7 protein-coding genes are annotated in these 7791 nt (G+C 50.9%); 3 read left to right on the top strand and 4 right to left on the bottom strand.

All coding sequences use genetic code 11. The annotated features are described in order from the left end of the window. Positions 1-543: 543 nt before the first annotated feature. Positions 544-2142, top strand: coding sequence for a DUF2079 domain-containing protein (locus tag H6F67_RS24055; RefSeq protein ID WP_190769172.1), 1599 nt, complete (start codon positions 544-546; stop codon positions 2140-2142). 56 nt (positions 2143-2198) lie between these two features. On the opposite strand, the gene H6F67_RS24050 is transcribed toward H6F67_RS24055, so the two are convergent. From H6F67_RS24050 to H6F67_RS24035, 4 genes are all read right to left on the bottom strand, one after another. After that, positions 2199-3380: a zinc-dependent alcohol dehydrogenase gene (locus H6F67_RS24050; protein WP_190769171.1), complete on the bottom strand. Its 1182-nt coding sequence runs from the start codon at positions 3378-3380 to the stop codon at positions 2199-2201. Between the two features lie 68 nt (positions 3381-3448). Continuing rightward, positions 3449-3841, bottom strand: a complete 393-nt coding sequence (locus H6F67_RS24045) for a hypothetical protein (RefSeq protein WP_190769170.1) — start codon at positions 3839-3841, stop codon at positions 3449-3451. Positions 3842-3905: 64 nt separating this feature from the next. Continuing rightward, on the bottom strand, positions 3906-4622 hold the full coding sequence (locus tag H6F67_RS24040) for an SRPBCC family protein (protein WP_190769169.1): 717 nt from the start codon (positions 4620-4622) through the stop codon (positions 3906-3908). Positions 4623-4774: 152 nt separating this feature from the next. Beyond that, positions 4775-5875: a DJ-1/PfpI/YhbO family deglycase/protease gene (locus tag H6F67_RS24035; RefSeq protein ID WP_190769168.1), complete on the bottom strand. Its 1101-nt coding sequence runs from the start codon at positions 5873-5875 to the stop codon at positions 4775-4777. A 317-nt stretch (positions 5876-6192) separates the two neighbouring features. Here H6F67_RS24035 and H6F67_RS24030 point away from each other — a divergent pair, with 317 nt between their 5' ends. Then, positions 6193-6693 (top strand): CGLD27 family protein, encoded by a 501-nt coding sequence (locus H6F67_RS24030; RefSeq protein ID WP_190769167.1) that lies wholly within the window; start codon positions 6193-6195, stop codon positions 6691-6693. Positions 6694-6774: 81 nt separating this feature from the next. Continuing rightward, complete coding sequence (locus H6F67_RS24025; RefSeq protein ID WP_190769166.1) at positions 6775-7728, top strand: asparaginase; 954 nt, start codon at positions 6775-6777, stop codon at positions 7726-7728. Positions 7729-7791: the final 63 nt, after the last annotated feature.

Genomic DNA, 7791 nt, shown 5'->3' with positions numbered 1-7791 from the left:
GGATTTGAACTGGGCGCTATGCTGCTTGCGTTTGTTTTGGCTCATAAACCACTCCTAGCATGGGTTGGAAGCGTGTAGCTTATTCACCTGTCCAGTTTTAGGGTTCCACCTCACTGATTTGATAAAAATTTGATAGAGCAATTTCTGCGAAAATCAGGCTTTTGCGAAATTTGTGTCAAAGTCATAATACAGCGACGCTTGAAAAGCTTTCAGGACAAAAGTTTGAGCGATCGAAGACTTTGCGCCACCGATTTGCGAACGCCGAAACACCAAAATTTTTGCCAGGAACGATTTTTCTACTAAAAAATAGTATTTTTGCGCCATCAATTTGCGAATCGCCTAGATTTAGGAGTAAAAAAGCTAAAAACGCCGAAAGCTGTACCAGCAGGAAAGTTCAGGCTTCAGAGAACTGTGCCAGCGATTTGCGAATCGTGCCATATTTTTTGATTATTCACATGAAGATTACAGTTATCGTTTTCAAAAAAGGCGGGAACATGGGAAAGTAAGATTTGTTCTTCCTACCTGCTGCATTTCCTTTCTCCGATGACTTGGCGTAAACAAATTGGCGTTCCGGTTGCGGTTTGGCTGGCGATCGCGTTTGGTTCGATCGCGCTGATCTTGACGCTGCATCGCTACTACACCTTCTATGCGTCTTACGATCAAGGCATCTTCAATCAGGTGTTTTGGAATAATCTGCACGGCAACTGGTTCCAAAGTTCGCTTTCGTCCAATTTGTCTACCAACGTCGTGCATGATGGCGATATTCCTGAAGTGTTTTATCGCCGCTTAGGACAGCATTTCACACCTGCTTTGCTGCTGTGGTTGCCGCTGTATGCACTGTTTCCTGCACCCGTAACGCTGACAGTTTTACAAGTTGTTTTAGTGACGGCAGCAGGATTGGTTTTGTATGCTCTGGCGCGACATCATTTATCGGTAAGGCTGTCTACTTTGATCGTGGCAAGCTATTACGGCGCGAATACAATTTTGGGACCGACGCTGAATAATTTTCATGATATTTGTCAGATTCCGCTGTATGTGTTTGGGCTGCTGCTGGCGATCGAAAAACGCTGGTGGTGGCTGTTCACCCTTCTTGCTATTCTCATTCCTTTTGTCCGCGAAGATTCTGGCGTCATCCTATTTAGTATCGGCTTTTTTCTAGCAGTAACTCGCCGTTTTCCGCGCTTAGGATTACTCGTATGCATTTGGAGTTTCGGCTACATGATTGTGCTGACCAATCTGATCATGCCGATTTTCTCTGAAGATATTTCGCGGCGATTTATGATTGAACGCTTCGGTCAATATGCGGAAGGAGATGAAGCCTCAACAATCGAAATTATCTGGGGAATTATCAGCAATCCCGGTTTAGTTTTAATTGAAATCTTCACGCCGTTTTGGGATACGTTGAGATATCTTTTGGGGCAGTGGTTGCCGCTTATGTTTGTACCTGCGATCGCCCCAGAAGCATGGTTAGCCGCAGGTGCGCCGCTGCTCAAACAGTTTCTCGCACAAGGTGAATCGGTGTTCGGCATCAACATTCGCTATGCGATGACTGTTTTTCCTGGTTTGGCTTACGGCACGATTTTGTGGTGGAAACGACATCCAAATTTGTTGCGTCCTCGACTTGAAAAGATTTGGATTGGCTGCATTATTTTGTCGCTAATTTTTACGATTACTTCAAATCCAAATCGGACGCTATCTTTTTTGATTCCTGACTCGATCGATCCCTGGGTTCATGTTTCGCTACCGCAGCAGTGGAGCCACGCTGCCCATGCTCGATCGATGCTGAAACTGATTCCACCGGATGCGAGTGTTTCAGCTACAACCTATCTGGTTCCGCACTTATCTGGACGCCGCGCAATCATTCGATTTCCTGCTCTCAACTATCGAAACGATCAGCGGCAGGACGTTTCAGTAGAATATGCGATCGCAGATTTGTGGCAGTTGCAGCAATATGGCGTGGCGTTCGATCGCGATCAAGAATTATTAGAGGCAAGTTTGCGTTTGATTCCGCGCTTCATGCGACAGCAACAATATGGAATTGTCGGCTTTAGCGATGGCGTTGTTGTGCTGCAAAAAGACCGTCCTTCTAATCCAGAAGCTCGTGCAGCATGGCAAGCTTTTCGGAAGGCATTATCGGATTAAAAAAGGGGGCGATCGCATGTTTCGATCGCCCCCTTTTTGCTTACATTTCAAACGCACTAAGCAGCAGGTTTCAGCACCACTTTCACACAGTTATCTTTCTTGTGCTTAAAGATTTCGTAGCCGTGAGGTGCTTCTTCCAGCGGCATGTGGTGCGTGATGATGAACGAAGGATCAACATCACCTTTCTCGATGTGATCAAGCAGCGGCTTGAGATATTTGTGGACGTGGGTTTGTCCCATCTTAAAGGTCAAGCCTTTGTTAAACGCTGCACCCATCGGGATTTTGTCCAAAATGCCGCCATAAACGCCCGGAAGTGAAACAACGCCACCTTTACGGCAGGCGACAATCACCTGACGGAGAACGGTGGGGCGATCGGTTTCCAGTCGAACCGCTTGCTTGACGCGATCGTAAGCCGCCATTACGTCAGTTCCGTGCGCTTCCATGCCAACCGCATCAATGCAAGCGTCGGGACCACGTCCGCCCGTGAGTTCCTTTAAAACTTCACCCACTTCGACTTCTTCGTAGTTGAAAACCTCAGTTGCGCCTGCTTGCTTCGCCTTTTCCAATCGTTCGGGGAAGCGATCGATCGCATACACCCGTTCTGCTCCTAGCAAAACTGCACTTTTAATTGCAAACAATCCAACCGGACCACAGCCCCAAACCGCCACAATATCTCCAGGCTTGATGTTGCAGTTGTCGGCTGCCATGTAGCCTGTGGGAAAAATGTCAGTCAGGAATAAAACCTGATCGTCGGTGAGATGGTCGGGAATTTTGAATAGTCCAGTGTCGGCAAATGGAACGCGAGCATATTCAGCTTGTCCGCCTGCGTAACCGCCAAACAAATGTGAGTAGCCAAACAGTCCGGCGGGAGAGTAGCCTGCAACTTTTTCAGCGGCATAAATGTTTGGATTTGAGTTATCGCAAAGCGACCACAAATCACGATTGCAGAAGAAGCAATTGCCGCAAGAAATGGTGAACGGAACGACAACGCGATCGCCTACTTTCAAATGTTTATTTTGAATTCCGCTGCCCAGTTCAACGATTTCACCCATGAACTCGTGCCCCAAAATATCGCCAGAGAGCATCGAGGGAATGAAGCCGTCATAAATATGTAAATCCGAGCCACAAATCGCGGTTGAAGTAATCTTAACGATCGCATCACGTGGATTCAAAATCTTCGGGTCGGGCACGGTCTCAACCCGCACATCTTTCGCACCGTGCCAGCAAACTGCTTTCATATTTCTTGAAGTTGAATGAATAGAAATTTCGGTAGGGGCAATTTGCAAATCGCCCCTGTCACATGAAATTAGGGCTGGCCTGTCAGCACATCTTGCGTGCTTTCAACTGCATCGCTGACGCCTTCGCGCACATCTTCGATCACTTCTTTCGTACCGGGATAAAGTGGCTGATCGAGATTCAGCTTTTCGCGCACGTTGTCGATCGCATCTTGAATATTGCTTTGAATATCGCGGTTTAGATCCGGACTGCCGATCGGCGCGTCGCTGCGTTCACTGCGGATGTTCACCTGATAATCATCGCCCTGCACATCGTATTCAGCAGCTTCGGGCGTGGCGGGTTTGGCACTGGCATCCGGAGCAAAATAGCCGATCGCAAATCCGACCGCGAGAGCGATCGAAATGGCAATTGTGGCGATCGCACGGCAAGCTTTTTCTGCCCAGTCAATCATTTTGATCATCATGATTTTGAATTTCAAGTAATAGAAAAGAAGGGAGAAGGCCATCAAAAAAGATGACCTGTCGAAGTTATTTGCGTCCTGAAGGTTGACCTTCGGTGGTAGCAATTTCGCCTGCTTCCATCAGTTGTTTGAAGCGGTGCAGTTCATCGGTAAGCTGAACTTCCGGTTCTTCACCGGTCAGCTTTGCCAGCGTTGCCGCGACTTGTCCGCCTGGAATTTTATATTCCATCGTGACGTGAACCTCGGTGCCGCGATCGCCCGGAGCCGGAACAAACTTCACAAAGCCCGAATTTTCCACATCCGCATTTTCCGTCGATGCCCAGGCGATGAACTGATTGGGAATATCTCCGATGATGTCGGCATCCCACTGAACGGACTGACCCAGCGGCGCTTTGGCAACCCAGTGCGATCGCGTCTGGTCAAGCTCTGTGACGGACTCTAGATGCTTCATGAAGGTCGGCAGATTCTCCAGCTTGCGCCAAAAGCTGTACAGTTCTTCGGGCGACTTGTTGCTGATCGTGACAGCTTTGGAGACGCGCACGGGCTGATTAATTCCTGTTGCATCGGCAACCGCCTCCGGCAAACTTTTTTCGCTGGTGGCCGCACGGTAGGCGAGTCCGCCACCTGCAACCGCAGTGAGAAGGCCGCGCAGCGATCGCTGTCTGAGGCCAAGCAGCATCATTGCGCCGCCGCCCACGATCGATGCCCACTTTTCCTGCTCGCTCATCGAGCCTTCAGAAGCAGCGTCGTTTGGTTGATTTGAGGGAACGTTAGAACTTGTCATAGCAGTTAACGGTGATGGACAGGAGTATGAACGGCTTCCTTGCAGTTCAAAGCTTTTCGGGTAGGACAGCTCAAGACAACTTGCCAACCGACATAGTTGGGATAGCAGCTTGAGGGCGAGTAGTCTTGTCGGCTTTGCATCGGTAATTCTCCTTACGCAGTGACAGAAGGATTGCTGCTGGGCTTGGGCGATCGCACTTCACCGCTGGAGATCAAACGATGGTAGATATCTGCGATGTGCTGTTCGTCTTGGGCGATCGTCACTTCCATTTCTGAAAAGATTTCAGTGGTCGCCGGATCGGTGAATTTCACGACGAGATTGTCCGTATCAACAATGCCCGTTTGCAGATCGCCCAACGCCCGCCGCAGAATTTCCGTATCGCTGCTGTTGTTTTGCAGCCAGCTTTTCAGCGCTGCATAAGCTCCGCTGGCCGCTGCCGGAAGCGATTCAGATTCACCAAGAACGGAAAGACGCTGTTCGAGCATCTGCACGTGGCGCAGTTTGTTGGTGCGAATGCCGCGCAGCACGTTTCGCGCCTCGTCGTTTTGAATCTGATCGGCGTAGCGCTCAAAGGCTTCGCTGCCGTAGCGTTCGCCTGCAAGTGCCGTGTTGATCCCCGATACAATCTCGCTTTTGGATGAACCGCCCCACTGCTCTCCGAGTTTCCACCAGCCTGCATCCAAGTTTTGGATGTCCGGCAGCGTGGTATCTGGAACGCTCAAGCCCAAGTGCTGAAGAATGGCGGTTGTGAAAATCGGTAGATCGCCCGGACGACGCGAGGTGATCAGGTTGCCGTCGATCGCGATCGGTGCATCGACGTAATCGGCCCCGGCGTTTTGCATGTCCTTGCGAATTGCCCGAACGCCTGTTGCTTTTTTGCCACGCAGTAGATCGCCTTCAATTAAAACTTGGGGGCCGTGACAAATCGAGGCGACAAGGATGTTTTGCGCGATTGCGTCCTGCACAAACCGGACGGTCTTCAGATTTGTCCGCATTTTGTCAGGAGCCATGCCGCCCGGAATAATGACCGCAGCAAAATCGCTGGCTCGCGATTCGGTTGGCGTGGCGTCAGCTTTGATGCTGAGATCGCCCTGCTTGCCTTTGTATTCTTCGTTGACTCGTGAACCTAAGACGACAACTTCGGCTCCCGCCTGCTTCAAGGCGTTGTAGGGCATTTGAAATTCGACATCTTCGACCTTCTGTTCGATCAAGATGGCGACACGCGGTTTGGCGTACTGTCCGTTCGTTGCCATAGGAAACTCCGCTGCTTGTAAAAATTGGCACGGGTAAATGAACCCGCAGGTTTTGAAAAAAAGTTTGTAAAGCTATTGTCTAGCGTAGTCAGACAGCTTGATCGCTCCCTCAATCTGGGGACAGATCAGCATATCCGTTCATACATCAACCCGATCGCGAAACGAAGCTGCTGAGTTTGTTAGTGTTGCAATCCGATCGATCGCCTTCTTGCCAATCTCCGACACCCGTTCAATACGAAGAAAGTTACGATCGCTATCTTTTTGGCAGCGTCCTTCGCTAAATTAGGAAAACACGCTCGGTTCTCGCCAGTTCTACCATGAAATCTTCTGCGCCTGTCTGCCCGGTTCCTGCTGAACAGCAGCCGCTCAATGAATATCAGGGGTTGAAAGAATCCTGGTTTTTTCGCTGGGCAACGCTGGAACTGCCAAGCTACATCAAGCCGATCGCGATTCTGTGGCTGCTAAGCTGGGTTGTTGCCGCTCCCGTCGCCGCCTCCAGCTTTCCCTACGCCAAATATCCGCTGCAATTTTTGCTCAGTGCTGCCTTGGGTGCAAGCTTGCTGCCAACGCTGGCACTGCTGCGCTTGTATCTCGGCTGGGTCTACGTGCGCGATCGCCTGCTGAAGGAAAACATTTTTTACGAAGAGTCGGGCTGGTATGACGGTCAAATTTGGACGAAACCCGCCGAAGTGCTTCAGCGCGATCGCCTCATCGTCACCTATGAAATTCAGCCGCTGTTGGCTCGCCTCAAGCGCACCTTCGGCTTTCTCACTCTGCTGCTCTTCAGCGTCGCTGCCGCCTGGTACCTCCTTGCATAGGAACTGGCGACTCCTGAACCTACACCTTCTGACCTTCACCACACTTGCCTCCTGTGCCGAACCTATGGCACAGTCTTAGCCATGACTAGGGGAAAACGTACATCCGCCGCAGAACTCGAAGTCCGGTTGCTGCGCGAAGGCATTGTTGAATCGAAACATTCGGTGCAAGCTGCCGTTTGTGACAATCGCGGGCGGCTGCTGTCCGTTGCAGGCAGCGCAGAAACGGCGACATTTGTGCGATCGGCACTCAAGCCGTTTCAAGCCCTGGCCGTCACCACGACTGGAACGATCGAGCGCTATGGACTCAACGATCGCGACTTGGCGATCATGTGCAGCTCACATCACGGGGCGATCGAGCAGGTGCGGCAGGTGTTTAACATTCTGTGGCGGGCAGATGTTGATCCGTCTGCCTTGCAGTGTCCCATTCCGGCAGGCAAGCACAGCCCGCTTCAGCACAACTGCTCTGGCAAACATGCGGGAATGCTTGCGGTCTGTCAGCAGCGCAACTTACCCCTAAACAGCTATCTTCAACGCAACCATCCGGTTCAAAAGCTGATCCTCGACAAAACAGCAGAACTGCTGCGGATGCCCGCTGAAGAATTCATCTGTGCCCACGACGATTGCGGCGCACCCACTTATTTTTTGCAGATCGGTCAGATGGCAACGCTGTACGCCCAGCTTGCTTCTGGAGACAGTCTGGATATGGAGCGGATTGTGCGGGCGATGACACACCATCCGCAACTGGTCGCAGGTGAAGGCGAATTCGATACTGAACTGATGCGCCTATCCGATGGCGAACTGGTCAGCAAGTCGGGAGCCGAAGGCGTGCAGTGCATCGGGCGGGTCGGGGAAGGACTGGGACTCGCAATTAAAGTCGTAGATGGTGCGAAACGTGCCAAATACGCTGCTGCCGTTCAGCTTCTTAAGCAGATGGGCTGGATTACACCTGCCGTGTCTGAATCGCTTTCTGAAACCTTTATGGCGCAAGGCAAATTTAAGCGGCTAGATGTAATGGGAGAACTGGCAATGCTCTAGGGGGGCGATCGCTTCCTTAGAAAAGTTCCAGAAATTTCTTGCTCAAACTGCACACAGTTCAAA

It is taken from the genome of Microcoleus sp. FACHB-1515 (assembly GCF_014696105.1).
In the GTDB taxonomy this organism is placed as follows: domain Bacteria; phylum Cyanobacteriota; class Cyanobacteriia; order Elainellales; family Elainellaceae; genus JAAUTJ01.
The sequence above is the reverse complement of the archived record's forward strand: the minus strand, read 5'-3'. Positions and strand labels throughout refer to the sequence as shown.